General features: G+C 71.4%; 21 protein-coding genes. 14 read left to right on the top strand and 7 right to left on the bottom strand.

The window, feature by feature from the left end; all coding sequences use genetic code 11:
- Positions 1-343: 343 nt before the first annotated feature.
- From icmB to sucD, 3 genes are all read left to right on the top strand, one after another.
- Complete coding sequence (gene icmB / locus O7610_RS17565; RefSeq protein ID WP_289211368.1) at positions 344-742, top strand: coenzyme B12-dependent isobutyryl CoA mutase small subunit; 399 nt, start codon at positions 344-346, stop codon at positions 740-742.
- A gap of 446 nt (positions 743-1,188) precedes the next feature.
- Positions 1,189-2,385, top strand: coding sequence for an ADP-forming succinate--CoA ligase subunit beta (gene sucC / locus O7610_RS17560; RefSeq protein WP_281551810.1), 1,197 nt, complete (start codon positions 1,189-1,191; stop codon positions 2,383-2,385).
- 5 nt (positions 2,386-2,390) lie between these two features.
- Positions 2,391-3,278, top strand: a complete 888-nt coding sequence (gene sucD, locus O7610_RS17555; RefSeq protein ID WP_281551809.1) for a succinate--CoA ligase subunit alpha — start codon at positions 2,391-2,393, stop codon at positions 3,276-3,278.
- An 81-nt stretch (positions 3,279-3,359) separates the two neighbouring features.
- Here the strand turns inward: sucD and O7610_RS17550 are convergent, their stop codons facing one another.
- Positions 3,360-3,611, bottom strand: coding sequence for a hypothetical protein (locus O7610_RS17550; RefSeq protein WP_281555719.1), 252 nt, complete (start codon positions 3,609-3,611; stop codon positions 3,360-3,362).
- 161 nt (positions 3,612-3,772) lie between these two features.
- On the opposite strand from O7610_RS17550, the gene O7610_RS17545 reads away from it, so the two are divergent.
- Positions 3,773-5,152 (top strand): cell division protein PerM, encoded by a 1,380-nt coding sequence (locus O7610_RS17545; RefSeq protein ID WP_281551808.1) that lies wholly within the window; start codon positions 3,773-3,775, stop codon positions 5,150-5,152.
- Positions 5,153-5,176: 24 nt separating this feature from the next.
- Here O7610_RS17545 and O7610_RS17540 read toward each other — a convergent pair whose 3' ends face one another.
- A complete protein-coding gene (locus tag O7610_RS17540) occupies positions 5,177-5,716 on the bottom strand; it encodes a DUF4190 domain-containing protein (RefSeq protein ID WP_281551807.1) in 540 nt (179 codons plus the stop codon).
- Between the two features lie 150 nt (positions 5,717-5,866).
- Between O7610_RS17540 and purN the strand changes: the two genes are divergently transcribed.
- The 6 genes from purN to O7610_RS17510 all read left to right on the top strand — a co-directional run bounded on the left by purN (position 5,867) and on the right by O7610_RS17510 (position 12,053).
- On the top strand, positions 5,867-6,481 hold the full coding sequence (gene purN, locus O7610_RS17535) for a phosphoribosylglycinamide formyltransferase (RefSeq protein ID WP_281551806.1): 615 nt from the start codon (positions 5,867-5,869) through the stop codon (positions 6,479-6,481).
- Positions 6,478-8,058 (top strand): bifunctional phosphoribosylaminoimidazolecarboxamide formyltransferase/IMP cyclohydrolase, encoded by a 1,581-nt coding sequence (gene purH, locus O7610_RS17530; RefSeq protein WP_289211367.1) that lies wholly within the window; start codon positions 6,478-6,480, stop codon positions 8,056-8,058. Before purN ends, purH begins: the two co-directional genes overlap by 4 nt.
- A 16-nt stretch (positions 8,059-8,074) precedes the next feature.
- Entirely contained in the window at positions 8,075-8,674 is a 600-nt protein-coding gene (locus tag O7610_RS17525) for a pentapeptide repeat-containing protein (RefSeq protein ID WP_281551804.1), read from the top strand.
- Between the two features lie 61 nt (positions 8,675-8,735).
- Entirely contained in the window at positions 8,736-9,608 is an 873-nt protein-coding gene (locus O7610_RS17520) for a bifunctional methylenetetrahydrofolate dehydrogenase/methenyltetrahydrofolate cyclohydrolase (protein WP_281551803.1), read from the top strand.
- Between the two features lie 129 nt (positions 9,609-9,737).
- Positions 9,738-10,688, top strand: coding sequence for a malate dehydrogenase (mdh, locus tag O7610_RS17515; RefSeq protein ID WP_281551802.1), 951 nt, complete (start codon positions 9,738-9,740; stop codon positions 10,686-10,688).
- Positions 10,689-10,835: 147 nt separating this feature from the next.
- Positions 10,836-12,053: an NADP-dependent isocitrate dehydrogenase gene (locus O7610_RS17510; protein WP_281551801.1), complete on the top strand. Its 1,218-nt coding sequence runs from the start codon at positions 10,836-10,838 to the stop codon at positions 12,051-12,053.
- 269 nt (positions 12,054-12,322) lie between these two features.
- On the opposite strand, the gene galT is transcribed toward O7610_RS17510, so the two are convergent.
- The 4 genes from galT to cysC form a co-directional block, all read right to left on the bottom strand.
- Positions 12,323-13,414, bottom strand: coding sequence for a galactose-1-phosphate uridylyltransferase (gene galT, locus O7610_RS17505; RefSeq protein ID WP_281551800.1), 1,092 nt, complete (start codon positions 13,412-13,414; stop codon positions 12,323-12,325).
- Between the two features lie 12 nt (positions 13,415-13,426).
- A complete protein-coding gene (locus tag O7610_RS17500) occupies positions 13,427-14,206 on the bottom strand; it encodes a DeoR/GlpR family DNA-binding transcription regulator (RefSeq protein ID WP_281555718.1) in 780 nt (259 codons plus the stop codon).
- Positions 14,207-14,336: 130 nt separating this feature from the next.
- Positions 14,337-15,278 carry a sulfotransferase domain-containing protein gene (locus O7610_RS17495; RefSeq protein WP_281551799.1) on the bottom strand — a complete coding sequence of 314 codons (942 nt, stop codon included), beginning with the start codon at positions 15,276-15,278 and terminating at the stop codon, positions 14,337-14,339.
- Positions 15,279-15,429: 151 nt separating this feature from the next.
- Positions 15,430-16,959: an adenylyl-sulfate kinase gene (cysC, locus tag O7610_RS17490; protein ID WP_281551798.1), complete on the bottom strand. Its 1,530-nt coding sequence runs from the start codon at positions 16,957-16,959 to the stop codon at positions 15,430-15,432.
- Positions 16,960-17,218: 259 nt separating this feature from the next.
- Between cysC and O7610_RS17485 the strand changes: the two genes are divergently transcribed.
- The 4 genes from O7610_RS17485 to O7610_RS17470 are packed head-to-tail and all read left to right on the top strand — an operon-like array spanning position 17,219 to position 20,817.
- On the top strand, positions 17,219-18,142 hold the full coding sequence (locus O7610_RS17485; RefSeq protein WP_281551797.1) for an ABC transporter ATP-binding protein: 924 nt from the start codon (positions 17,219-17,221) through the stop codon (positions 18,140-18,142).
- A gap of 43 nt (positions 18,143-18,185) precedes the next feature.
- Positions 18,186-19,091 (top strand): ABC transporter permease, encoded by a 906-nt coding sequence (locus O7610_RS17480; protein ID WP_281555717.1) that lies wholly within the window; start codon positions 18,186-18,188, stop codon positions 19,089-19,091.
- Positions 19,088-20,098: an ABC transporter ATP-binding protein gene (locus O7610_RS17475; RefSeq protein WP_281551796.1), complete on the top strand. Its 1,011-nt coding sequence runs from the start codon at positions 19,088-19,090 to the stop codon at positions 20,096-20,098. Before O7610_RS17480 ends, O7610_RS17475 begins: the two co-directional genes overlap by 4 nt.
- A 20-nt stretch (positions 20,099-20,118) precedes the next feature.
- The gene (locus tag O7610_RS17470) at positions 20,119-20,817 is read left to right on the top strand and encodes an ABC transporter permease subunit (RefSeq protein ID WP_123606025.1); all 699 of its coding nucleotides are present in this window, start codon (positions 20,119-20,121) and stop codon (positions 20,815-20,817) included.
- A gap of 129 nt (positions 20,818-20,946) precedes the next feature.
- On the opposite strand, the gene ppc is transcribed toward O7610_RS17470, so the two are convergent.
- A complete protein-coding gene (ppc, locus tag O7610_RS17465; RefSeq protein WP_281551795.1) occupies positions 20,947-23,856 on the bottom strand; it encodes a phosphoenolpyruvate carboxylase in 2,910 nt (969 codons plus the stop codon).
- Between the last annotated feature and the right edge of the window lie 252 nt (positions 23,857-24,108).

The following is a 24,108-nucleotide window of genomic DNA, read 5'->3' as shown; positions in this document are numbered from 1 at the left end:
CGGGACCCTCGTTGCGGAACCTGGGATTAACGCTCGTTGGCCGGGTTGGTTCTGGCTGGAGCCAGAGGACAACCGTGGACACGGTAGCCAACCCCTAGGGCCGCCACAACCCGACTCGCGAAAAACTGTTGACGATCTGCGACTGTCCGTTGTCTATTGTCCGTTTTCGTAACCTTTTATCGGGCCCCTCGTTGGTAACCGCTGGTTACATGGAGCAATACTTATCGTGCGTTCAGTCAGGGTGAATCGGGGTTGCGGCTCAGGGTCGGCCGGGCTGCCGTCGATGTGCCGAGGTTGGTTAACCTTCGTTAAGGATCGGTCGGTCGGCAGGAGGCGTGCAGCGATGGAGACTCGGATCCGGGTGGTGGTGGCCAAGCCTGGTCTCGACGGCCACGACCGCGGCGTCAAAGTGGTGGCCAGGGCGCTGCGGGACGCCGGCATCGAAGTCATCTACACGGGTCTGCACCAGACACCGGAGCAGATCGTCGAGACCGCCATCCAGGAGGATACCGACGCCATCGGGCTCTCCGTGCTGTCCGGCGCGCACCTCACGCTGTTCCGCCGAGTGCTCGACCTGCTGCGCCAGCGAGGTGCGGACGACATCGTGGTCTTCGGCGGAGGCATCGTCCCTGACGAGGACATCGCAGCACTCGGTGAGCTCGGCGTGGCCAGGATCTTCACCCCTGGGGCGAGCACCGCCGACATTGTCGACTGGGTCCGCGGCAACGTCCCCGCCAAGTGAAGCGGCAACGTTCCCGCCCAGTAAGGGGGTGGGGCGCGCAGCAAAAGGGTGAGAGGCCGGACGCACCCCTCACACGTCCGGCCTCTCCATGCACGATGCCCCGCCGCCACCCCTCGACCGACAGGGCATCGGCCGCTTTCCGTCGGCCCCGCGCTGCGTTTCCGACACCTCACTCAACGACACCTGTCACCGGGGGTTACGTCGCCGGCACACCCTATTTCTCGGGTCTGTGCCGGTGGTCGGGGCCAGGTCGCCGTACTGCTGCGCGGGCGGCTCGCCGGATGTGTGCGGTTGCGCACACCGTCCGCCCGCCTGCTGGCGTCCCAGGGCCGGGTGGTTAGGCTGCGCCAATGGCCGGTCACCGCTCGTGACCGGGAAATCATCTGATTCTGCACGCTGGCGGCGGCGCGACGGCGCGCCGCAGAGACGGAACGGGACGCGCAAACGTGGACCTGTACGAGTACCAGGGGCGCGAGCTGTTCGAGCGACACGGATTGCCCGTGCTCGCCGGCGGCGTCGCCACCACCCCGGAAGAGGCCCGCGCGATCGCCGAGCGCCTCGGCGGCCGTGTCGTGGTCAAGGCCCAGGTCAAGGTCGGTGGTCGAGGTAAGGCCGGCGGCGTGAAGCTAGCCGAGGACGCCGACGAGGCGGTCAGCCACGCCACCAACATCCTCGGCATGGACATCAAAGGGCACACCGTTGGCAAGGTCATGCTGACGGTGACCGCCGACATCGCCGACGAGTACTACCTGTCGTACCTGCTGGATCGGGCCAACCGCACCTTCCTCTGCATCGCCAGTGTCGCGGGCGGGATGGACATCGAGCAGGTCGCCGCCGAGACCCCGGAGCGGGTGGCGAAGATCGCCATCGACGCCAACGTCGGGGTGGACGAGGCCAAGGCCGCCGAGATCGTCACCGCCGCCGGCTTCCCGGCTGAGCTCACCGACCAGATCACCGAGATCGCGGTACGCCTCTGGCAGGCGTTCATCGCCGAGGACGCCACCCTGGTCGAGGTGAACCCGCTGGCCCGGACCCCCGAGGGCCGGGTGCTCTGCCTCGACGCCAAGGTCACCCTGGACGAGAACGCCGGTTTCCGGCACCCCGACCACGAGGCGATGGTCGACCAGTCCGCGGTCGACCCGCTGGAGCAGCGGGCCAAGGAGAAAGACCTCAACTACGTCAAGCTCGACGGCTCGGTCGGCATCATCGGCAACGGGGCCGGCCTGGTCATGTCCACCCTCGACGTGGTGGCGTACGCCGGCGAGGCGCACGGCGGCGTCAAACCGGCCAACTTCCTCGACATCGGTGGTGGCGCCAGCGCGGCGGTGATGGCCAACGGTCTGGAGATCGTGCTCTCCGACCCGGACGTGCGGACCGTGTTCGTCAACGTCTTCGGCGGGATCACCGCCTGCGACGAGGTGGCCAACGGCGTAGTCCAGGCGCTGGCCCTGCTCGAACAGCGCGGTGAGACGGTGACCAAGCCGCTCGTCGTCCGGCTGGACGGCAACAACGCCGAGGCGGGCCGGGCGATCCTCGACTCGGCCGCCAACCCCCTCGTCGAGCGGGTCGACACCATGGACGGAGCGGCCGAGCGGGCCGCGCAGCTCGCCGCAGCGGCGTCCGGCCGCCCGGAAGGACAGTGATCGAGATGGCGATCTGGCTGACCAAGGACTCCAAGGTCATCGTGCAGGGGATGACCGGCTCCGAGGGCTCCAAGCACACCCGGCGGATGCTCGCCGCCGGCACCACCGTCGTCGGCGGGGTCAACCCGCGCAAGGCCGGACAGCAGGTCGAGTTCGGCGACACCCGGCTCCCGGTGTTCGCCACCGTCGGCGAGGCGATGAAGGAGACCGGGGCCGACGTCACGGTCATCTTCGTCCCGCCGGCGTTCTGCAAGGCGGCGGTGATCGAGGCGATCGACGCCGAGATCCCGCTCGCCGTGGTGATCACCGAAGGCATCCCGGTGCACGACTCGACCGCCTTCTGGGCCCACAACACCGCCAAGGGCGGCAAGACCCGGATCATCGGCCCGAACTGTCCGGGCATCGCCTCCCCAGGGGCCTCCAACGCCGGCATCATCCCGGCGGACATCACCCCGGCCGGCCGGATCGGCCTGGTCAGCAAGAGCGGCACGCTGACCTACCAGCTGATGTACGAGCTGCGTGACATCGGCTTCTCCACCTGCGTCGGCATCGGCGGCGACCCGGTCATCGGCACCACCCACATCGACGCGCTGGCCGCCTTCCAGGACGACCCGGAGACCGACGCGATCGTCATGATCGGCGAGATCGGCGGCGACGCCGAGGAGCGGGCCGCTGAGTTCATCAAGGCGAACGTGACCAAGCCGGTGGTCGGCTACATCGCCGGGTTCACCGCCCCGCCCGGCAAGACGATGGGCCACGCCGGTGCGATCATCTCCGGATCGGCGGGCACCGCCGCCGCCAAGCAGGTCGCGCTGGAGGCGGCCGGAGTCAAGGTCGGCCGTACGCCGAGCGAGACCGCCCGGCTGATGCGCCAGGTGATCACCGGCAGCTGACCGGCCACAGCCGACACTGATCGACCACAGTCGACACATGGCCGTCGATCGGGAAACCGGTCGGCGGCCGTCGTCGTGCGGTCAGCCGATCGGGTAGTTCCCGGTTGCCCAGAGACTGGCCCCACCGATGATGTTCAGCACGCTCAGCACGATCGCCACCCAGCCCAGCACCGGGGACTTGCGGAAGCGGTTGGCGTCGCGGATCGACAGTGCGCCGAAGACGATGCCGAGGATGCCGCAGCAGAGCAGGCCGATCACGATCCCGAGCACACCCCACAGGGTGCTGCGGTCGCTGCCGGCCGACGCCGCGGCCGGTGGATACTGGGTCATCAGCAGGGTCCCCCGTCAACTCGACGACCGCCGTCGTCGACGGCGTGGTCCAGCACCGAGCGTACGGCCAAATGACCGGAATGTCGGCGGGTTCGGCAGGTGACCGGCCAGGCCACGTCGATATTGCCGCCGGATCAGTGCGCCCACGTGCCAAAGTAGGCACGATGGCAGCCCACCCCCCGGATCCGCCGCGACCGCCGGACGGTACCGCGTCGGTCGACGCCGTTCGGCACCCCGGCCCCGGCCGGGCCCCCGGCGCCGCCCGCCGTGGCCGGGCCCCGCTGGTCGTCGCGGCCTCGGTGACCACCCTGTGGGCCGCGGTGGTGTCGTACCTGCCGGTCGCGGTGGTGATGTGGCTGATCCGACTCGCCGAAGGCGACTCGTCGGTCCTCGGCGCGGCCCGGATCGGTCTGGCCGCCTGGCTGCTCGGGCACGGCGTACCGCTGGACACGCCGACCGGGCCGCTCGGCCTGCCGCCGCTGCTGCTCAGCGCGCTCGCCGCCTGGCGGATCTACCGGGCCGGGGTACACACCACCCGGGCGGTCGGTGCCCGGCGCAGCGGATCCGCCGTACGGGCGATCGTCGTCGCATTGGCCGTCGCGACCGCGTACGGCGCGCTGGGCGCCGCCGCCGCGCACGTCGCCAGCAGCGCTACGACGGGGATCGAACCGCTGCGGGCCGGGGGCACGCTGGCGGCGTTCGGCGGGATCGGCGCGTTGCTCGGCGCCGGCCAGACCACCAGTTCGCTGCGTCGACTGGCGGCGCGCTGCCCCGACCTGCTCCGGCACGCGGCGCGCGCCGGAGTGGTCGCCGCGCTGCTGGTGCTCGGCGCCGGTGCCGCCGTGGCCGGGCTGTCCGTGGCGATCAGCGGCGGGGACGCCGCCGACACCATCGGGGTGTACCGGGCCGGGGTGGCCGGGCAGGCCGGCATCACGCTGCTCAGCCTCGCGTACGCGCCGAACGCCACCATCTGGGCGACCGCCTACCTGTTGGGGCCGGGCTTCGCGCTCGGCTCCGACACTGCGGTACGGACCACCGAGGTCACCCTCGGCAGCCTGCCGGCGGTCCCGTTGTTCGCCGGACTGCCCAACGGCCCGGCCGGGGGGCTCAGCGCCGCGCTGCTGGCCCTGCCGGTCCTGGCCGGGATGACCACCGGGTGGGTGCTGGCCCGCCGCTGGCCGGCGGCGACCGACCGGGGTGGTGCCGGGCTGCCCGGCTGGGCTGTGCTGATCGGTGCCGCCCTGATCAGCGGGCCGGTGGCCGGACTGTTCCTGGGCGGTGCGGCGGCCGTGTCCGGCGGGCCGCTCGGTGCCGGACGGCTCGCCGACGTCGGCCCGGTCGCCTGGCAGGTGGCGGCGGTGTCGAGCGCGGTGGTCGCGGTCGGGGCGGTGGTCGGCGCGGTGGCGGCGCGGGCGGTGGCGGCGCCCCCGGCGGACCGGTCCGGGCCCCGCCAGCGACGGTCCGGTGCCGGGCCGGGACAAGGCGCCGGTCCGGGACACGTCGGCAACGGCACAGGGCGCCCCGGACGATCCGGGACGCCCTGAACGGGTCGCGTCACAGAGCCTGGCTCAGATGCTGTTGAACCCGCTGCCGAAGTCCATCAGAACGCCGAGGATCGAGTTCGCGATGCTGAGCACCACCCCGATCGCGCCGCAGATCAGCCCGGCCATCGCCTGGCCACGGTTGTCCGCCAGCCCCTGGTCGACCTTGTTCTTGCCGAGGAAGCCGAGCACCGCGCCGGCGATCCCGGCCGGGATGCCGAGCAGCGGGCAGCACAGGGCCAGCACCAACGAGGCGATGCCGACGATCATGCCGATCAGGCCCAGGTTGTTGTTCTTCTGCTGGCCCGGCATGCCGTAGCCGCCGGCGGGGTACGGCTGGCCCGGCACCGGCTGCTGCGCGTACGGGTCACCGTAGGGCTGCCCCGGCTGCTGCTGCGGGTACGGCTGCCCCGGCGGCGGCGGCTGGCCGTACGGGTTCGAGTAGGGCTGCCCCGGCGGCGGCTGCTGGCCGTACGGGTCGGACGGTGGCGACGAGGTCGGATCCTGGGGCTGCTGGCCGTACGGATCTTGGCCTGGATAGCCGGGCTGCACAGAGAGCTCCTTCATGACGACGACGCTCAGGGCGGTCGGAGATCGTGTTTGCCCGAGCGTCGGGCAGCGTAACTGGTCAGCGCAAATCCTGCCGCCGTCACGCCCGCCCGTCGCGCTGGTCGGGACCTGGGCGGGGCCTGGGCGGCGGCCGGGTAGGGTGCTCGGGTGACCTCGTCCCCGGCCAGACTCGTGGTGCTCGTCTCCGGCTCCGGCACCAATCTGCAGGCACTGCTCGACGCCACCGAGGACCCGGCGTACGGCGCGGTCGTCGTGGCGGTCGGCGCGGACCGGGACGGGATCGCCGGGCTGGACCGGGCCAGGACCGCCGGGGTGCCCACCTTCGTGGCCCGGGTCGCCGACCACGCCAGCCGGGCGGACTGGGACGCCGCGCTGACCGCCGAGGTCGCCGCGTACCAGCCGGACCTGATCGTCTCGGCCGGCTTCCTGAAACTGGTCGGCGCCCGGTTCCTGGCCGCCTTCGGGGACCGCTACGTCAACACCCACAACTCGCTGCTGCCCGCGTTCCCCGGCATGAACGGCCCGCGTGACGCCCTCGCCTACGGGGTCAAGCTGGCCGGTGCCACGCTCTTCTTCGTCGACGCCGGCGTCGACACCGGACCGATCGTCGCGCAGGTCGCGGTCCCGGTCGAGCCGGACGACGACGAGGCCAGCCTGACCGAGCGGATCAAGGAAGCGGAACGGGCGCAGCTCGTCGAGTACGTCGGCCGGCTGGTCCGGCACGGCTGGACCATCTCGCATCGAAAGGTCACCATCCGATGAACCCGAGCACCGACGGCCGCCGCCCGCTGCACCGGGCGTTGATCAGCGTCTACGACAAGACCGGTCTGGTCGAGCTGGCCACCATGCTGCACGCCGCCGGGGTGGAGATCGTCTCCACCGGGTCGACCGCGACCACAATCGCGGCCGCCGGTGTGCCGGTGGTCCGGGTGGAGGACGTGACCGGTTTCCCGGAATGCCTGGACGGCCGGGTCAAGACGCTGCATCCGCACGTGCACGCCGGACTGCTGGCCGACCTGCGCTCCGCCGACCACACCGCGCAGCTGGCCCAGCTCGGCGTCGCCCCGTTCGACCTGCTGGTGTCCAACCTGTACCCGTTCCAGCAGACGGTGGCCTCCGGTGCCGACCTGGACGGCTGCGTGGAGCAGATCGACATCGGTGGCCCGGCGATGGTGCGGGCGGCGGCGAAGAACCACACCAGCGTCGCGGTGGTCACCTCGGTGTCGGCGTACCCGCTGGTCGAGCAGGCCCTTGCCGACGGCGGCTTCACCCTGCGGCAGCGGCGCGCCCTCGCCGCCCGTGCCTTCGCCGACATCGCCGAGTACGACGTCGCGGTCGCCGACTGGTGCGCCCGGACCCTGGTCGGCGCGGACACCGACCAGCCGGTCGACTGGCCGGAGTTCGCCGGCACCGCGCTGCGTCGGGCCGCCGTGCTGCGCTACGGCGAGAACCCGCACCAGCGGGCGGCCCTCTACCTGGACCCGGCGGCACCGGCCGGGCTGGCCCAGGCCGAGCAGTTGCACGGCAAGGAGATGTCGTACAACAACTACGTCGACGCCGATGCCGCCTGGCGGGCGGCGAACGACTTCACCGCCCCGGCCGTGGCGATCATCAAGCACGCCAACCCGTGCGGCATCGCGGTCGGTGTCGACGTCGCCGAGGCGCACCGCAAGGCGCACGCCTGCGACCCGGTCTCCGCGTACGGCGGGGTGATCGCGGTCAACCGGCCGGTCACCGTCGAGCTGGCCAACCAGGTCGCGGAGATCTTCACCGAGGTGGTGGTGGCCCCCGGGTTCGACCCGGCCGCGGTCGAGGTGCTGGCCCGGAAGAAGAACCTGCGGCTGCTGCTCGCCCCGGCGTGGCAGCCGGCGGACGTCGAGTGGCGGCAGGTCACCGGTGGCCGGCTGGCGCAGACCGTCGACCGGGTCGACGCCGCCGGCGACGATCCGGCGAGCTGGCGGCTGGCCACCGGTGAGCCGGCCGACGCGGACCTGCTGGCCGACCTGGGCTTTGCCTGGCGGGCGGTACGCGCGGTGAAGAGCAACGCGATCCTGCTGGCCCGCGACGGTGCGACCGTCGGGGTCGGCATGGGCCAGGTCAACCGGGTCGACGCCGCCGAGTTGGCGGTACGCCGGGCCGGTGCCGGCCGGGCCGCCGGCGCGGCGGCCGCCTCCGACGCGTTCTTCCCGTTCCCGGACGGACTGCAGGTGCTGATCGACGCCGGGGTACGCGCGGTGGTGCAGCCCGGCGGTTCGATCCGGGACGACGAGGTGATCGCGGCGGCGAACGCCGCCGGGGTCGCCATGTACCTGACCGGCACCCGGCACTTCTTCCACTGACCGGCCGGCCGTCGTCGTGTCGCCGCAGCAGCGCGTCGAGGAGCGGATCGTCGGGGCCGACTGGGCGCTCGACGAGTTCGACCGGGTGCATTTCGACCGCTGTGAGCTCGTCGACGTCGACCTGACCGAGGCGGTGCTGACCGGCTGCGTCTTCACCAACTGCGTACTGGCGAACGTGCGGGCCAACGCGGCCCGGCTGACGCACTGCGCGCTGCTGCACTGCGTGATCCGGCGGTCGTCGTTCTTCGACGCGACCTTCGCCGACTGCAAGCTGACCGGCACCCAGTTTCTCGACTGCACGCTGCGCCCGCTGCATGTCGACGGCGGAGACTGGGGGTTCGTGCTGCTGCGCGGCCAGGACCTGACCGGTACGAAGCTGTCCGGGCTGCGGCTAAGGGAAGCCGACCTGACCGAGGCGAACCTGAGCCGGGTGGATCTTTCCGGGGCGGACCTCGGCTATGCCCGGCTGACCAGCGCGAAGCTGCGTGGCGCGGACCTGCGTGGCGCGGATCTGGCCGGGGTCGAGCTGCGCGGCCTCGACCTGACCGGGGCGCGGATCGACCTGGCCCAGGCGGTGCAGGTCGCGGCGGCGTACGGTGCCGACGTGCGGCCCTGACCGGCTGGTCCGTGCGAGGTGCCAACCGGGGCGGATCGGGCGACGTGAGACGATCGGTGACGTGACGGCGACAATTCTGGACGGTAAGGCGGCGGCATCCGCCATCAAGGACAACCTTCGTGCCCGGGTCAAGGCGCTCGCGGAGCAGTCGGTGGTGCCCGGTCTCGGCACCGTGCTGGTCGGTGAGGATCCCGGCTCCCAGGCGTACGTCAACGGCAAGCACCGCGATTGCGCCGAGGTCGGTATCGCCTCGATTCGCCGCGACCTGCCGGCCGACGCGACCCAGGAGCAGGTGGAGGCGGTGGTGGCCGAGCTGAACGCCGATCCGGCGTGCCACGGTTACATCGTGCAGCTGCCGATGCCGAAGCAGATCGACACCCAGCGGGTGCTGGAGCGGGTCGACCCGGACAAGGACGCCGACGGGCTGCATCCGGTGAACCTGGGCCGGCTGGTGCTCGGCTTCGACGCGCCGGTCGCCTGCACCCCGCGCGGCATCGTCGACCTGCTGCGCCGCAACGAGATCCGGATCCGGGGCGCGGAGGTGGTGGTGATCGGCCGGGGCACCACCGTCGGTCGGCCGCTGGGTCTGCTGCTGACCCGGCGCAGCGAGAACGCCACGGTGACGCTGTGCCACACCGGCACCTTGGATCTGGGCGACCACACCCGCCGGGCCGACATCGTGATCGCTGCGGCGGGCGTACCGGGGCTGGTCACCGCTGAAATGGTTACGCCGGGGGCGACGGTCGTCGACGTCGGTATCACTCGGGTGCTCGGCGAGAACGGCAAGGGCCAGTACACCGGTGACGTGGCACCGGACGTGGCCGAGGTGGCCGCTGCGCTGGCGCCGGTGCCCGGCGGGATCGGCCCGATGACCCGGGCGATGCTGTTGACCAACGTCGTCGAGCTGGCGGAACGCGGCCTCGCCGACCGGTGAAGCCGGTCGGCGAGTCGACCGGCGTGGCGGGCGTGAGGTGGGTCTCCGGGCGCGCCCCTGGCCCGCTCAGCCGTTACCTGGCTGATACGGTCCCGTCAAATTCGCCCGGTAGCAGGGAGTGAGACGACAATGGGCAAGAAGGTCACCGTCGTCGGGGCCGGCTTCTACGGCTCGACGACCGCGCAGCGCCTGGCCGAGTACGACGTCTTCGACACCGTCGTGCTGACCGACATCATCGAGGGCAAGCCCGAGGGACTGGCCCTCGATCTCAACCAGTCGCGGCCGATCGAGGGCTTCGAGACCAAGGTCGTCGGTGCGACCACCGGGGTGGACGGCTCCGGCTACGAGGTGATTTCCGGCTCGGACGTCGTCATCGTCACCGCCGGCCTGCCGCGCAAGCCGGGGATGAGCCGGATGGACCTGCTGGAGGTCAATGCCAAGATCGTCCGCGGCGTCGCGGAGAACATCGCCCGGTACGCCCCGGACGCGGTGGTCATCGTGGTGTCCAACCCGCTCGACGAGATGACCGCGCTGGCCCAGATCGCCACCGGGTTCCCGCGCAACCGGGTGCTCGGCCAGGCCGGCATGCTGGACACCGCCCGGTTCTCCCACTTCGTCGCCGAGACGCTGGCGGTACCAGTGGCGACCGTACGCACGCTGACCCTCGGCTCGCACGGTGACACCATGGTGCCGGTGCCGTCACGGTGCACCGTGAACGGCAAGCCGCTGACCGAGCTGCTGCCGGCGGACAAGATCGAGGAACTGGTGGTCCGGACCCGCAACGGTGGGGCCGAGGTTGTCGCCCTGCTCAAGACCGGGTCGGCGTACTACGCGCCGTCGGCGGCGGCGGCCCGGATGGCCAAGGCCGTGGCCGAGGACTCCGGCGCGGTGATGCCGGTGTGCGCCTGGGTCACCGGGGAGTACGGCATCGACGGCGTCTACCTGGGCGTGGAGGCTGAGCTCGGGGCCGAGGGCGTCCGTCGGGTGGTGACCACCGACCTGACCGGTACGGAACTGGCCGCGTTGAAGGAGGCCGCCGAGGCGGTCCGGGCCAAGCAGGCGGACGTGGCCGACCTCTGAGCCGTACGGGCGTGACGATCGGGGCGGGCATCCAGGTGCCCGCCCCGACGTGTGCAGTGCCTCGTTCGTCCCGCCCGCTGCGCACCGCGTTCGGCAATCCAGTACGCTCGTACTGCTAACACGAGTTTCCGAGAGGAGCGCCGGTCGATGGCGAAGATCAAGGTAACCAACCCGGTCGTCGAGCTCGACGGCGACGAGATGACCAGGATCATCTGGAAGCAGATCCGGGAGCAGTTGATCCTGCCCTACCTCGACGTCGACCTGCACTACTACGACCTGTCGATCCAGTACCGCGACGAGACCGACGACCAGGTGACGGTGGACGCCGCGAACGCGATCAAGCAGCACGGCGTCGGCGTCAAGTGCGCCACCATCACCCCCGACGAGGCCCGGGTCGAGGAGTTCGGCCTCAAGAAGATGTGGCGCTCCCCGAACGGCACCATTCGGAACATCCTCGGCGGCGTGGTCTTCCGCGAGCCGATCATCATGTCGAACGTCCCCCGGCTGGTGCCCGGCTGGACCAAGCCGATCATCATCGGCCGGCACGCGCACGGCGACCAGTACAAGGCCTCCGACTTCGTGGTGCCCGGGCCGGGCACGGTGACCATCACCTACACCCCGGCCGACGGCAGCGCCCCGGTCGAGATGGAGGTCGCCAACTTCCCCGGCGGCGGTGTCGCGATGGGGATGTACAACTTCGACGAGTCGATCCGCGATTTCGCGCGTGCCTCGCTGCGCTACGGCCTGGACCGCGGCTACCCGGTCTACCTGTCGACCAAGAACACCATCCTCAAGGCGTACGACGGCCGGTTCAAGGACATCTTCGCCGAGGTGTACGAGGCCGAGTTCGCTACCGAGTTCGCCGCCGCCGGGATCACCTACGAGCACCGGCTGATCGACGACATGGTCGCCGCCGCGCTCAAGTGGGAGGGCGGCTTCGTCTGGGCCTGCAAGAACTACGACGGTGACGTGCAGTCGGACACCGTCGCCCAGGGCTTCGGTTCACTGGGGCTGATGACCTCGGTGCTGATGACCCCGGACGGCCGTACGGTGGAGGCGGAGGCCGCGCACGGCACGGTGACCCGGCACTACCGGCAGTGGCAGAAGGGCGAGAAGACGTCGACCAACCCGATCGCGTCGATCTTCGCCTGGACCCGGGGTCTGGCCCACCGCGGCAAGCTGGACGGCACTCCGGCGGTGACCGAGTTCGCCAACACGCTCGAGCAGGTCTGCGTCGAGACCGTCGAGGCGGGTCAGATGACCAAGGACCTGGCGCTGCTCATCGACCGTAACGCTCCGTGGTTGACCACCGACGAGTTCATGGCGGCTCTCGACGGCAACCTGGCCAAGCGGCTGGGCGCCTGAGCCCTCGGGGCTGAGCGTCCGAGCACTCGGCCGGCACCGTCACCGGACCCTCCGGCGAATCGTTGAACAGGGTGGACGTGGTGCCAGTCGCGTCCAAGGGGATCTTCCGGTGGCGGTCGCCCTGAGCAACATGACGCTGACGGTCGATCCTCGGCTGTGAACCAGCAGCCTGCCGTCCCTTCCCTGCGGGGGGCCCTGTCCCGGGCCCCCCGCAACCACGTCCGGCGCGGTCAGACACGTCGGGTCCGGTGGAACGCGTCCCGGCCCGGTCAGGCGTCGCGCAGCAGCGCCGCCGCCTGTTCAGGCCGGACGTCGTTGATGAACACGCCCATCGCCGACTCCGAACCGGCCAGGTACTTCAGCTTGTCCGCCGCCCGCCGGATGGTGAACACCTGCAGATGCAGGTAACCCAGCTCCCGTTCGTGACGCACCGGCGCCTGATGCCACGCAGCGATGTACGGCGTACCCTGCCGGCTGTCGAAGAGCCGGTCGAAGCGGCGCAGCACATCCAGGTAGAGCGGCCCGAAGGCGTCCCGTTCGGCGTCGTCCAACGCGGCGATGTCCGGCACCCGGCGGTGCGGCGCCAGGTGCACCTCGAACGGCCAGCGCGCCGCCGCCGGCACGTACGCCGTCCACCGGTCGTTGGCCGCCACCACCCGTACCCCGGCCGCCCGCTCGGCGGCCAGTACGTCCGCGTACAGGTTCTGCCCGCCGGTCGCCTCGGCGTGCCGTCGGGCGGCGGCCAGCATCGACCGGGTACGCGGCGGCACGAACGGGTACGCGTAGATCTGCCCGTGCGGGTGATGCAGGGTCACCCCGATCTCCACGCCGCGGTTCTCGAAACAGAACACCTGCTCCACCGCGTCCAGCGCGGACAGTTCGGCGGTCCGGTCGGCCAGCGCGTCGACGACGGTGCGGACCCGGGTCGGGGCCAGCGCGGCGAACGAGGTGCCGTGCTCGGCGGTGAAGCAGACCACCTCGCAGCGCCCGAGACCCGGCCGGGTCGGGGTGAACGGCGTACCACCGGGGTAGCCGGCCGTCCCGTCACCGACCCGGTCGCTCAGCGACGGGAACCGGTTCTCGAAGACCACCACGTCGTAGTCGTACGCCGGAATCTCACTGGACCGGCCGGGCCGCGACGGGCACAGCGGGCACTGGTCGGTCGGCGGCAGGAAGGTCCGGGTCTGCCGGTGCGCGGCGATCGCCACCCACTCGTCGGTCAACGGATCGTAGCGAAGCTCCGAGGCGGGCGGCGGGGGCGGCAGCTCCCGCCGGTCCGGGCCTTCCCGGACGGCGTCGTCCCGCTCGTCGAAGTAGAGGAGTTCCCGCCCGTCGGCGAGCCGTACCGCACTGCGTTTCACGGCGCTGAGTTCCTATCGGTGTGGGTCGGCGATCGACAGCTCGACGCCGTGTCCGGCCAGCACGTCGCGGGCCGGCGGGGGTAGTCCGGGGTCGCTGACCACCACCTGGGCCGCGGCCAGCTCCGCCATCGAGGAGATGCCCACGACGTCCCACTTGGTGTGGTCGGCCAGCACCACCAGGCGGGCCGCCGCCATGATCAACGCCCGGTTGGTGTCGGACTCCATAAGGTTCGGGGTGGTGTATCCGGCCCGTTCGCTCATCCCGTGCACACCGAGGAAGAGCAGGTCCACGTGCAGGTCGCGAAGGGCGGTCACGGCCACCGGACCGACCAGCGCGTCCGAGGGGGTACGCACCCCACCGGTGAGGATCACCGTCCGGTCGCCCCGACCGTCGCGGTAGAACACGTCGGCCACCGGGATCGAGTTGGTCACCACCGTCAGCCCGGGGACGTCGACCAGCCGGCGGGCGAGCTCCACCGTGGTGGTGCCGGCCGACAACGCCACCGCCCCGCCGGCGACGACCAGGTCGGCGGCGCGCGCGGCGATCGCCGCCTTCTCGGCCTGCTGCCGGGCGGACTTCGCCACGAACCCGGGCTCGTCGGTGGCCCCGGGATCGACCAGGGTGGCCCCGCCGTGGACCTTGGCCAGCAGCCCACGGTCGGCGAGGACGTCCAGGTCCCGGCGGATCGTCATGTCCGAGACGCCGAACTCGACGGCCAGGTCGGTGACCCGTACTCCGCCGGCGGCCCGGACCCGGTCCAGGATCGCCGCCTGGCGCTGCGGCGCGAGCATCAGCACCACGTCCTGCCTCCGCCGGCTCGCACTCAATCCAACAGATGCGAACACTATCGCGCAGGTGCGGCCGAACGGAAGTGCCTCCCCGGCCGGGTAGGCGACGAGCTCATGGCTGGGTGAAGCCGGGTCAGCGGAACGCTTCCGCCACCGCGCTGCGCCAGACCGGCGGACGGCCGAGCCAGTCGGTGAGCCGTGCGTCGTGCGGGGCGTAGTGGTCGGCCAGCTCCCGACGGGTACGGGCACCGGGCGGCTCGACCGGCAGACCGTCGGACGGTGCGCCGGGTGCTCCGTCGACCACGGCCGGCGAGTCCGTCGGCCGCGGCAGCCACGGCACCTCGTCCAGCCTCGGCAGGCCGAGAAAGTCCAGCACCTCGCCGTACACCCTGGCCGGTGTGGTCCACAGCCGTTCGGCCTCCACCAGGCAGATCCGCTCCCGACCCACCTGGCCGGCCAACCGGTCCAGGTAGGTGGCGTACTCGCCGCGCTGGCGGTACGCGTGGTGCTGGTGGGCGAAGCTGCGGTACCCGGCCTCTACGCCGAGGCGTTCCTCCTGCCCGCGTAGCCGCGCGGACTCCAGCGCCAGCGCCCGAGCGAACGACGGCTCCGGCTCGTGCCCGGCCAGCCGTTCCACCCGGAAGTGCGACCAGGCGCGGTCCACCGGATCGCGGACCAGTACCAGAAGCCGCACGTCCGGCAGGTCCCGGGCGATCCGCAGTGCGGCGTACGGGTGGTAGAGGTAGTAGGTGCTGGTCTCGAAGGCGCTGGCGGTGCCGCCGTGGCGTCGTTGCAACCGGCGGGCGGCGCGCTGGCGGGGGAAGTGCCCCCGGTACCAGTCGATGCCGCGCTCGTACGAGGTGTCGAAGAAGCTCACCCCGTCGCGCCGGGCCGCCCGCAGCACCAGCGGATGAGCGGCCAGCATCCGGTGCAGCCCGGCCGTCCCGCACCGGTGCCCGCCGCAGATCAGGAACGACGGCAGCACCCGGTTCGGGGCCGTCCACCGCCCGTACGACCAGGACCGGGTGGGCACGATCCGACGTAGCGGCTCGGGAATCCGACTGCGTAACGGCATGTCGCCTCTCCTGTCCTGCCTGGGCGGCTGTCCTGCCTGAGCAGCGTAAAACGCTATCTATCGGATAACGCTGCCGCTACCCGGACAAGCGTGGCCTCTCGGCTGACTTGCCGTCATCTGCAGAAAAGGCGACAAAGGAGGATGTCGTGGGTCAGGCCGACTTCAGTCGCGGCTCCACCCAACCCGTTTCGGTGAGGTGTTGCAGCACCGTCTGCACGCCCTGCTCGATGCTCATCTCACTGGTGTTCAGCACCAGGTCGGCATCAGTCGGCTCCTCGTACGGATCGTCGATCCCGGTCATCCCGGTCAGCTGGCCGGCCCGCGCCTTGGCGTACAACCCCTTGCGGTCACGGCTCTCGCAGACCTCCAACGGGGTCGCCACCCAGACCAGCAGGAAACCGGCTCCGGCGTCGTTCGCCATCTGCCGGGCCACCGCCCGGGCCTGGGCGTACGGTGCGATCGGGCAGCAGATCGCCACCCCGTGGTGCCGACCGACCTCGGACGCGACCCAGCCGATCCGACGGACGTTACGGTCCCGGTCCGTCTTGGAGAACGTCAACCCGGCGGAGAGCTCCCGGCGTACCACGTCCCCGTCGAGCAGCGTGACGGTCCGGTCGCCGCTCTCCCGCAGCGCGTCCGCCACCCCCCGGGCGATGGTCGACTTGCCGGAGCCGGACAGCCCGGTGAAGAACACCACCAGGCCACGGTGCCGGCGCGGCGGACGGGCCCGGGCCAGCTCGCGGGCCACCGCCGGCGGGGTGTGCCACTCCGGCAACGGAAAACCCCGGTCCAGCAGGTCGTCGATCTCCTCCTGGTCGAGCGCCAGCCGCCGGTTGCGCGGCGGGATGTCGTCGCGCCAGCGCCACTGACCGTCCCGGTTGTCGTAGGCCAACTCCCGGGGCACCAGCACCCGTGGGCCGCCGCCGGAGAGCATCTCGCCGGTGGACAGCAGATGGGTGACGCCGTACGCGGCGGCCACCCGGGCCCGCAGCAGCGCGTCCCGGATCTCGTCACCGCGCCGGGTCAACGGCACCGCGACCAGCGTCGCCGGTGGCATCCGGTCCCGGGCCGCGAAGACACTGCGGACCAGCACCTCCGGCGGCAGCCCGCTGACCCCGCCGTCAGCGACCGGGATCAGGATCAGCAGATGCGCGGCGAGGGTACGGGCGGCGTGCGCGATCTGGGCCAACTGCGGTCGGTGCAACGGGCGGTCGGCGATGACCCCGAGCACCCGTCCCGGGGGCAGCAGCGCGCGTACCTCCGCCGGGCTGCGCCGTAGCCGTTGGAACGGCCCGCCGGTGCCGTCGCCGAGCTGGCGCACCCGGCCGCCGACCGCTGAGAAGCCCTCCCGGCTCGGCCAGGCGTCGGTGACCTCCAGCGCGGCCACCGGCGCGCCCTCCGGGTCGGTGAGCACCAGGACCCGCAGCAGCGGATTCGTCAGATCGAGCCCGGCGACCAGGCCGGCCGGCACCTCCAGGGTGACCGGCACCGGCCACGCGGTGCCGTCGGCCAGCCGGCCGCGACTACGCAGCGAGGCAAGATCGGCCCGGGTGTGGAAGCCGGTCAGCGGGGCGTACGCCTCGGACAGGATCAGCTCAAGGTCGGCCAGCTCGAACGGCCGCGGCGTGTACGCCGGCGCGTCCCGTAGCACGTCGTCAGGCAGCACCCAGCCGTCGGTCATCACACCCCCCAAATGGATCGAACTCACAGTTTCGCAGCCGTCCGGCCGTCGGTCGAGACTGGCACGGCGAGTTCTGCCACCATCGCGGGATGTCGACCATCATCGCGGGATGTCGACGGCTCGCCCGGGGCCGAACCAGAGCAACGCTTGGCTTCGGGCTCGTGGTGTCACCCCTAATGGCAGGGCGTGGGTGCTCCTCAGGGAACCTCCAGGGGGAAACCCCATCCCACGACGTGCCGGCAGTCCATACGCTGGCCGGGTGACTCTCATCGCGACCGATGCGCTGACCAAGACGTACGGCGGGCGGGTGACGGCCCTGGCCGACCTGACCGTCGAGGTCCAGCCCGGCATCGTCGGCCTCGTCGGGGCCAACGGTGCCGGCAAGTCGACCCTGATCAAGATCCTGCTCGGCCTGCTCGCGCCGACCAGTGGAAAGGCCCGCGTACTTGGGCTGAACCCCGCCACCGACGCCGACGCGGTCCGTGCCCGGGTCGGCTACATGCCGGAGAACGACTGCCTGCCACCGGACCTCAGCGCCGCAGAGTTCGTCACCCACCTGGGGCGGATCAGCGGCCTGCCGCGCGCGGCGGCCCGGGAACGGGCTTCCGAGGCGCTGCGCCACGTCGGGCTCTACGAGGAGCGCTACCGGCAGATCGGCGGCTACTCCACGGGCATGAAGCAGCGGGTCAAACTGGCCCAGGCGCTGGTGCACGACCCGGATCTGCTGCTGCTGGACGAGCCGACAAACGGCCTGGACCCGGCCGGCCGCGACGCCATGCTGGCCCTGGTGCACCGGATCGGCACCGAGTTCGGCATCTCGGTGCTGGTCTGTTCGCACCTGCTCGGCGAGGTGGAGCGGATCTGCGACTCGCTGATCGCCATCGACGGCGGTCGGCTGCTGCGCTCCGCCCAACTGTCCGACATGACCACCGCCAGCGACGTGCTGGCGATCGAGGTCAGCGAGGGCACCGAGGCGCTGGCCGCCCGGCTGGCCGCGGCCGACCTGCCGGTCAGCCGGGAGGGCCAGCTGCTGCTGGTGCCCGCCGAGACCGGCTCCGACGCGTACGACCGGATTCTCACCGCGGTCGTCGAACTCGACCTGCCGCTGCACCGGCTCGACCAGCGCCGGCACCGGGTCGCCGAACTCTTCGCCACCACGGAGGACTCCCGTGTCAACGTCTGACCAGCTCACCGCCGCCCGTGGCAGCGGGCCGACGTCGGCCGGCCTGGCCGCTGCGGGCAGCACCTCGACCGCTGCGCCGGGCGGCGTCATCCACGACATCGGATACCAGCGCTACACCGGAGCCCGGCTCGGTCGCCGGCACGTCGTCGGCGCGCTCTACGCGCACAGTCTGCGTACCGCCTTCGGCCTCGGCCGCAGCGCCAAGGCCAAGATCTTTCCCTGGTTCATCGTCGGGGTGGTGGTCGTCGCCGCCGCCGGCCTGGTGGCCGTCCGCGCCCAGATCGGCCAGGTGCTGCTCAGCTACGCGCAGTTCGCCGACACGATGAGCTGGCTGGTGATCTTCTTCGTCGCGGTGGTCGCCCCCGAACTGGTCTCCCGCGACCTCGGCAGCGGTGTACTGCCGCTGTACTTCTCCCGGCCGCTGCGGCTCGTCGACTACCCGCTGGCCAAGTTCGCCGCACTGGCCACTGCCGTGTTCATGCTGCTCGGCGCGCCGCAGCTGGTGATGTTCCTCGGCGGCGCGTTCACCACCGACGCCGGCTGGTCGGGGGTGTGGGACGAGGTCACCGACCTCGCGCCGGGCCTGGCGTACGCCGTGCTCTGGGCGGGCGTGTTCAGCGCGATCGGCCTGGTCATCGCCTCGGTGACCGGCAAACGGGCGTTCGCCGCCGGCGGCGTGGTCGCCGTCTTCCTGATGACCACCCCGATCGTCGGCGTGCTGTCGGTGCTGCCGTCGGTCACCGCCAACCAGCTCGCCGGGCTGGCCGCCCCGTCCAGCCTGGTGCAGGGCACCGGGATCTGGCTGTTCCGGGACGCCCTGGTGACCGAGGCCGGCACCGGTCAGGACCTCGGCGGCTTCGGCCCGCTGTACGGGCTGGTCACCCTCGTCCTGATCGCCGGCTGCATCGCCGCCCTGATCGCCCGCTACCGGAAGGCGGCCCGTCGATGACCACCTCAACCTCGACCTCCAGCCCGGCCGCCACGCCCCCGGCCACGCCCGCCGCGACCGGCGCCACCGCCGCTACCGGCCCCGCCGGCCGCCCCGCCGCGATCGAGCTCGCCGGGGTGTCCCGCTGGTACGGCAACGTCGTCGCGGTCAACGATGTCAGCATGGCCCTCGGTGCCGGGGTCACCGGCCTGCTCGGCCCGAACGGTGCCGGCAAGACCACGCTGCTGCACATGATGGCCGGCTTCCTGCCGCCATCGCGGGGCACCGTCACCGTCGACGGCGAACCGACCTGGCGCAACCCGGGCGTCTACCGCAAACTCGGGCTGGTCAGCGAACGGGAGGCGGTGCACGGCTTCCTCACCGCGTACGAGTTCGTGCTGGCCAGCGCCCGGCTGCACAAGCTGGCCGACCCCGCGGCCGCCGCCCGGCGGGCGATCGAGCTGGTCGAGATGACTCCGGCGCAGGACCGGCGGATTGGCACCTACTCCAAGGGGATGCGCCAGCGCACCCGGGTCGCCGCCGCGCTGGTGCACGACCCGACGGTGCTGCTGCTCGACGAGCCGTTCAACGGCATGGACCCGCGCCAGCGGATGCACATGATGACGCTGCTGCACTCACTCGGCGACGCCGGCCGGACCATCCTGTTCAGCTCGCACATCCTGGAGGAGGTCGAGCAGGTTTCCGGCACCGTCCAGGTGATGGTCGCCGGCCGGCTGGCCGCCTCCGGCGACTTCCGCAGCATCCGGCGGCTGATGACCAACCGGCCGCACGTGTTCGCCGTACAGTCCAGCGACGACCGGGCCCTGGCGGTGGCACTGCTGCGCCACGACTCGGTCACCGGCGTCGACCTGCCCAAGGGCGGTGGGATCACCGTACGGGCCGGTGACTACGGCAGCTTCACCCGCGCCCTGCCCCGGATCGCGCTGACCGAAGGGATCCGGGTGCACCGCCTGCTGCCGTCGGACGAATCCCTGGAGAGCGTCTTCTCCTACCTCGTGGAGGCCTGAGAGCCGTGAACTCGACCGTCATGTGGATCACCGCGCGTGGGCTGTTCGGCCGCCGCCGGTTCCTGCTCCTGCTGCCGCTGCCGGTGCTGGTGATCGCCCTCGCCGTCCTGTGCCGGTGGCTCGGTGTCGCGCCGGGTAACTGGGCCCAGCCGGTCCTGATCGCGCTCGGCCTGGCCGTGGTGCTGCCGGTGGTGGCGTTGATCGTCGGCACCGGGGTGCTCGGTTCGGAGATCGACGACGGCACCATCGTGCACGTACTCAGCAAGCCGCTGCCGCGCTGGCAGATCGTGCTGCCGAAGCTCGTCGTCGCGTTCGGTGTCACCACGCTGACCGTCGCGGTGCCGCTGTACGTCGCCGGGGTGCTCGCCGAATCGGTGCGCCTCGGCCTGGCCCTGGCCGCCGCGAGCGCCGCCGGAGCGCTGGCGTACTCGGCGCTGTTCGTGGCGCTGAGCCTGGTCACCCGCCGTCCGGTGCTGCTCGGCCTGGTCTACGTGCTGATCTGGGAAGGGCTGCTGGGCAACATCGTCTCCGGCACCCAGGTGCTCTCCGTCCAGCAGTACGTGGTCACCTTCGCCGACCGGATGGCCGCCACGACACTGTTCGACGGCCAGGTGTCGGTCACCGTATCGGTGATCATGACCGCAGTGATCGCGGTGCTGTTCACCCTGCTCGCCATCGACCGGCTCCGTTCGTTCAGCGTGGCCGGCGAAACCAGCTGAACCCGACCGCACCGAGCGGCTCGCATCGGGGGTGCCCGGGCCGGCCGACCAGTCTCCCCGCTGGTCGGCCGGCCCGGCCGCGTCTGCCGTGCGCCAGCCCACCACGTCTGCGGTGCGCCGGCTCAGGTGTCAGCCGGTGTTGCGCATGCCGGCGGCGATGCCGTTGACCGTGGTCAGCAGGGCCCGCTCCAGCGCGGTGTTGTCGCTCGGCGCCCGCCGGGCACCCGGCGCGGTCGCCACCGTCCGCGTCGCCGCCCCCGAGTCGCGGTACTGCCGCAGCAACGCCACCTGCAGGTGGTGCAGCGGCTCCAGGTAGGTGTCCCGGACCGCGAGGGTGCGCTGCAGCACGTTGTTGTTCTGCAGCAGACTCGACGAGCCGGTGATCGCCAGCACCTCGCGTACCGTGCGTTCGTACTCCTCGGTGATCTTGTCGAAGATCGGCTGCAGCGGACCCGGCACCAGCGTCTCCACGTAACGCCGCGCGATGCTCAGGTCGGTCTTGGTCAGCATCATCTCGACGTTCGACAGGAACGTGCGGAAGAAGTGCCACTGCCCGAACATCTCGCCCAGCACGTCGGACAGACCGGCCTCGCGGGCGGCGGCCAGCCCGGAGCCGACCCCGAACCAGCCGGGCACGATCTGCCGCGACTGGGTCCAGCCGAACACCCACGGGATGGCCCGCAGCCCACCCAGCCCGGCGCCGGTGTTCGGCCGCTTCGCCGGCCGGGAGCCGATGTTGAGCGCGCCCAGCAGTTCGGTCGGGGTCGCCGCCCAGAAGTACGCCGGCAGGTCCGGGTCCTCGACCAGCGAGCGGTAGCAGCGGAACGCCGAGTCGGAGACCACGTCCATCGCCGCGTCCCAGTTCTCCAGCAACTCCAGCGGCTGGCGCGGCTCGGTGTGCAGCAGCGTCGCCTGCAGCACCGCCGCGACCGTCAACTCAAGATTCTCCCGGGCCAGGGCGGGGATCGTGTACTTGTCGGAGATCACCTCGCCCTGCTCGGTCACCTTGATCGAGCCGTCCAGGGTGCCGTACGGCTGGGCCAGGATCGCCTCGTGCGTCGGCCCGCCGCCCCGGCCGACGGTGCCGCCGCGACCGTGGAACAACCGCAGCCGTACGCCGTGCCGGGCCGCCACATCCCGCAGTGCCCGCTGCGCCCGGTGGATCTTCCACTGACTGGTGGTGATGCCGGCCTCCTTGTTGGAGTCGGAGTAGCCCAGCATCACCTCCTGCACCTCGCCGCGCGCGGCCACGATCGCCCGGTACGCCGGCAGCGACAACAGCTCGTCCAGCAGGTCGCCACCGGAGTCCAGCTCGGCCGGGGTCTCCAGCAGCGGCACGAAGCCGACCCGGGCCAGCCCGTTGTGCACGTCGACCAGGCCGGCTTCGCGGGCCAGCACCGCAGCGGCCAGCACGTCGTCGGTGCCCAACGTCATCGAGATGATGTACGACTCGACGACCTCCGGGCCGAACCGCTGCTGCGCCTCGCGGATCGTGCCGAACACGTTGAACGTCTTGCGCGCCGACTCGGTCAACGGAACGTCCATGCTGGACAGCGGTCGCCGGCCGGTCAGCTCGTCGGCCAGCAGCTTTGTCCGCTCGGCCCGCGACAACGAGTTGTAGTCGGTCACTTCGCCGACCCGGGCGTACATCTGGGCCAGCACCGCGTGGTGAGCCTCGGCGTGTTCGCGTACGTCCAGCGTCGCCAGGTGCAGACCGAACGCCGACACCGTGCGGATCGCAGACGCCAGTTTGCCGACCGCGGTCAGCTGACCCGAGTTGCGGGCCAGCGACGCCCGCATCAGCTCCAGATCGGACAGCAGCTCGTCGGAGCCGCGGTAGTCACGGCCCGGCACGTGCGCGGTGCCCCGGTTGAGCCGCAGCCGGGTGTTCGCCAGCTTCGCCTTCACGCACCGGGCCTTCAGCCGGTACGGCTCCTCCGCGTTGGTACGCCGGAACCGGGGCGCCACCTCGGGCAACGCGTCCAGGTCCTTGGCCAGGCTGGCCGACAGGTCCAGCGAGACGCCGCGCAGCCGCCGGGACACCGACACCTCGTTGATCAGCGCGTCCATCGCCTCGTCGGTGGCCTGGATGCCGTGCTCGTGCTGGATCATCAACACGTCCCGGGTCACCGCCGGGGTGACGTACGGGTTACCGTCCCGGTCGCCGCCGATCCAGCTGCCGAAGGTCAACGGCCGTGACGTCGGTGAGGTTTCAACGCCCAATCTGCGCAGCGTGTCGGCGAGGTCGTCGAGTACCTGCGGGGCGGCGTCGGCGTACAGGTCACGCAGGTAGTAGACGGCGTTACGGGCCTCGTCGGTCGGGTCCGGGCGGTCCAGCCGCAACTCGTCGGTCTGCCAGAGCAGATCCAGCAGCTCGGCCAGGCGCCGGCTGCTCGACGAGGCGTGTTCGCTGGCCCCGTACAGCACCGCCTCGGACATCTCCACGTCGAGCTCGTCGGCGACCGCCCGCAGCTTCGACAGGATCGACCGGCGGGCCGCCTCGGTCGGATGCGCGGTGAACACCGGGCGTACCGCGAGCCGGCGGGCGGCGGCGGCGATCTCGTCGGCCGACACTCCGCGAGCGGAGATCAAGGTCGCGGCCTTGTCCAGCCAGCCACCCTCGGTGGCCCGGCGGCGGCGCAGGTCCCGGGCGCGGTGCACCTGCTCGGTGATGTTCGCCAGGTGGAAGTAGGTGGAGAAGGCGCGGGCCAGCTTCGTACCCGTCGTCACGTCCATCGCGGCGAGCCGGGCCGCGGCCGCCTCGGCGTCGCTCCGTACCTGGGTACGGATTTCCTCGACCAGGTCGAGCAGCGGCTGGCCCTCCTGCCGGGCCAGCGTTTGGCCGAGAAGGGTGCCGAGCCGGCGGATGTCGGCCCGCAGCGCCGCGTCCGGCCCGTCATGATCCTGACCGCTGCCAGCAGCATCGGTGCCGGCCTGCGTGCTGCCGGCCTGGGTGGCGCCGGGTTGCTGGGCGTTTGCGGGTTGGGTGGCGGCGAGTTGCTGGGCGTCGGGCATCGGGTTTGCGGACAGCTCAGTCACTGGGCACTCCTCACGCGAGTACGAAGGACGGCGCTGTCCGACAACTTGGATGTTATCGGCCGTCCCCCCGGCCACGGGGAAACTGGTGAGTCTTGTCTCAACGTTCGGCGTACCGTCCCGAAATGTCCCTATAAAACCCCTCCCGCTGCTTGCGCCTACTGCGCTCTTCGGAGCTTCTGCTTCTCTTGTCCGTTGTCTGGGCGAGGTCGGGTCCACGCTCTGCAAGATCATGTGAGCGCTATGGACGTCTCG

Source organism: Solwaraspora sp. WMMA2065, from assembly GCF_030345075.1.
Classification (GTDB): Bacteria; Actinomycetota; Actinomycetes; order Mycobacteriales; family Micromonosporaceae; genus Micromonospora_E.
The sequence above is the reverse complement of the archived record's forward strand: the minus strand, read 5'-3'. Positions and strand labels throughout refer to the sequence as shown.